Below are 3,055 nucleotides of genomic sequence, written 5' to 3' on the forward strand. Positions count from 1 at the left end.
ACCTATGAATTTGCGATTGCGCTGGCGCTCAGCGGCTACGGCGTTCCCGTGACCGAAGGACTGGTTCATGGGCTTGCATTGCGCATCATCGTGCTCTTGCCCAACCTTGTGGTGGTTGCGCAAATGCTGCTGTTTGATCGCTTTAAGATCAAGGAATTGCGCGCGCAGGTCAGTGCCTCACGGCGTGCGTCTTAGGCCTTTTCGTAGATGAAGCGCGTGATCAGCGTAGCATTCTGCCCAAACGTGCCAAGGGCTGGATACATTGACAAATGGCGCCGAGTGAATCGCTTATCCAAGTCCGCGATGATTGTATCGGCGAAATTGGGGTGCTCCCAACAGATGATCTTGTCGTAATTGATCTCGGTATTTTTGTGGATCCAGCGCCGCGACGTCAAGAAGCGTCCCAATCCCCAAGCAAGACCACCCTCGTTGGGAATGGCCCCAACTAGCTGACCACCGGGCGCGAGGCAGCGGGCATAATCATCAAGGTATTCCCCAAGTGGATGCAAATGTTCGAGCGAGTAAAAGCTCAAGAGGAAATCAAGACTGTTATCGGCAATTGGCAGGGTTGTTTGGTTCGGCGCAACTTGAATGCCCTCAAAAGAACAGCCAGCTGCGGCTTCGGAAATTTCCAGAAAATCGGGATTGATATCAAAAGCAGTGAAATGTTTCGGCCTGCCCTGCCAAAAATCCCGATGCGGGAGCGAGCCGGGTCCAATTTCACCGACCGAGCGGCCTTCTAGCGAGACGCGCTTGAGAACTTTATAACCGGCGTCATTTACCCGCGCTCCGGCTCCGCTTTTTTGGGTGGAGCTGTAGAAGTTTAGGTATTCTTTCTGCCATGCGATCCAATCCGGATCGTCCTGCACAGGAACCGGACCATAGCGTTTTCGATCGCCAAAGAGGGGAATAGCTAAAGTTTGAGGTAAAAGGCGTGCAATCATGGTCATGGGGTGATGTGCCCTGAAGCTATATCGTTAAGTATCTTGCGCCCCGCAGCATAGGCGACATCTTCATTGAGACGAAACGAGCGTGTTGGTGAAAGATGATAAGGCTCTTTATGTAAAACGCGGCCGCCATCAATCACAGTGGTGATCTCATGCAGGCAGGCATTTTGCGCGAAGGCTTTATCTCGCAGAGCGCGATGTAATGTTCCCAACCCACCATATTTTGGCAAATCGGCGCAATGTACATTTAAGAACTGTACAGGCTGATCAAGCACTCTGCGCGTCAGAACAAGGCCTGCGCGATAACAGATGATCCGATCGGGCACTTCAGCCTTAATGAGTTCGAGAACGTCTGCATTACTTTGTATGATCGGAAGAACCGGCGCTGCCAGATTGGGGCGGCGTATATCTGCAAGTGCAATCGCAAGAACGTCTGGAAGTTTGATCGCTCCAGACCTGATCAAGCGCCATACACGTTTGGAACCAACAGAACGATTGAGCCAGATGGCATCTGGCACGTTTAGCTCAGCGGCCGCCTGTCGCCCTACCTTGTCGTCACCAATGATGAAAATCGTTTTCATGGTGCCCGGAGATCCTTCGAATGACATTGCGTATTCGGGCTCCCCTAAAGCAAAATATGTAAGGTGTCTCGGTCTTTGTTCATCGGGTTTGGAGCATAACTCTCTGTGTTTCGGATGTGGATTAAGAAAATTTTTCTCACATGTAATTTTAAAGCTGCGAAACTGGCAGGAAATAGCGGGTCTTTGTTCGCATCCCGAACTATCACCCTCCGAACCAAATCCGCAATGCAGGAATGCTACTGACAGCACGGCCGGATTTTTGTATGTCTGATGGATATTTAAGGAATCTATTATGGACGGACGTCTGGCAGTACTCTTCTTTGTGGTTGGTCTTGCCGATATGAAGACCAATGATTGTGACACGGGCTGCCTTGCGCGCACCCCTGCCCAAGAGGCGCTGTCGCTGTCGTTCGGCAATGTGATCTTTCAGGACAAGGTGATCGGAAACGAGGCCTATGTGCGCTATGATTTTGGCACCTCCTTTGGCCCCTTCCAGCCAGCGATTGGTCTGTCGGTGACCGATAGCAATGACGTGTGGGTCGGTGCGGGCGCCACGCATACCACACGTTTCTGGGAGCGCCCCTCTGGCATGGGCGGCTATGCGCAACTGCATTTTATGCCGGGGGTTTATGCCCAAGGCTCTGGTCCTAATCTGGGTCATGATGTGGAGTTCCGCTCGGGTGCGGAAATCGGCTGGCAGGCGCGCAGCGGTGTGCGTGTGGGGGTGTCTTATGACCACCGCTCTAACGGAGGGATTTCGAACGTGAACCCTGGACTTGAAACCTTGCAATTGCGCGTGAGCGTTCCGCTGAACTGATGCGCGTTCTGGTCTTTGGTAAAACGGGACAAGTCGCGCGCGCGCTGCAACGCTTTGACGGCGTGACGGCGCTGCCCCGCGCCGAGGTTGATCTGAGTGACCCTACCGCCTGCGCTGCAATTATTGCTGGAACCGATGCGGATGTGATCATCAACGCCGCCGCCTATACGGGCGTTGATACGGCTGAAACAGACTCTTATATGGCCTTTAGAGTCAATTCTGAGGCTCCTACGGCGATGGCCACAGCCGCTGCCAAACGCGCCCTGCCCTTCCTTCATGTCTCGACCGATTACGTTTTTGATGGCTCTGGCGCGCAGCCGTGGCGCGAGAATGACCCAACTGGCCCGCTGGGTGTTTACGGAGCCTCCAAGCTGGCGGGCGAGCAAGGCGTGCGCGCCGCTGGCGGTCCCCTTGCCATTCTGCGCACCTCTTGGGTGGTCTCCGCACATGGCAACAATTTCGTGCGCACCATGCTGCGCCTTGGGGCGGAGCGCGAGGCGCTCACCATCGTGGCGGACCAAATTGGCGGGCCGACCTGCGCGCGCGATATCGCCGCTGCGTTGATGGGCATGGCGGAGCAGTTGCAAAGTGATCCAAGCAAGTCCGGCACCTATCATTTCGCGGGAGCACCTGATGTGAGCTGGGCCGATTTCGCGCGGGAAATCTTCGCGCAATCAGGCATCATCTGCGATGTCACGGATATTCCCTCC

5 protein-coding genes are annotated in these 3,055 nt (G+C 54.6%); 3 read left to right on the plus strand and 2 right to left on the minus strand.

Annotated features, from left to right (window positions below; translation table 11 throughout):
• Positions 1 to 195, plus strand: a 195-nt coding sequence (locus tag WBC85_RS13160) for a hypothetical protein (protein WP_424437958.1), incomplete at its 5' end; no start/stop codon positions are given.
• Here the strand turns inward: WBC85_RS13160 and WBC85_RS13165 are convergent.
• Both WBC85_RS13165 and WBC85_RS13170 read right to left on the minus strand, forming a co-directional pair.
• Positions 192 to 950 carry a class I SAM-dependent methyltransferase gene (locus WBC85_RS13165; RefSeq protein ID WP_424437961.1) on the minus strand — a complete coding sequence of 253 codons (759 nt, stop codon included), beginning with the start codon at positions 948 to 950 and terminating at the stop codon, positions 192 to 194. The genes WBC85_RS13160 and WBC85_RS13165 overlap by 4 nt on opposite strands.
• A complete protein-coding gene (locus tag WBC85_RS13170; protein WP_424437964.1) occupies positions 947 to 1,528 on the minus strand; it encodes a formyltransferase family protein in 582 nt (193 codons plus the stop codon). The genes WBC85_RS13165 and WBC85_RS13170 overlap by 4 nt, the downstream gene beginning before the upstream one ends.
• Before the next feature lie 292 nt (positions 1,529 to 1,820).
• On the opposite strand from WBC85_RS13170, the gene WBC85_RS13175 reads away from it, so the two are divergent.
• The gene (locus tag WBC85_RS13175) at positions 1,821 to 2,345 is read left to right on the plus strand and encodes an acyloxyacyl hydrolase (protein ID WP_424437967.1); all 525 of its coding nucleotides are present in this window, start codon (positions 1,821 to 1,823) and stop codon (positions 2,343 to 2,345) included.
• Positions 2,345 to 3,055 (plus strand): dTDP-4-dehydrorhamnose reductase (rfbD, locus tag WBC85_RS13180; RefSeq protein WP_424437970.1); only part of this gene is annotated, 711 nt, incomplete at its 3' end. The genes WBC85_RS13175 and rfbD, both read left to right, overlap by 1 nt.

Origin of the sequence: Planktotalea sp., assembly GCF_049680325.1 — a bacterium.
Classification (GTDB): domain Bacteria; phylum Pseudomonadota; class Alphaproteobacteria; order Rhodobacterales; family Rhodobacteraceae; genus Planktotalea.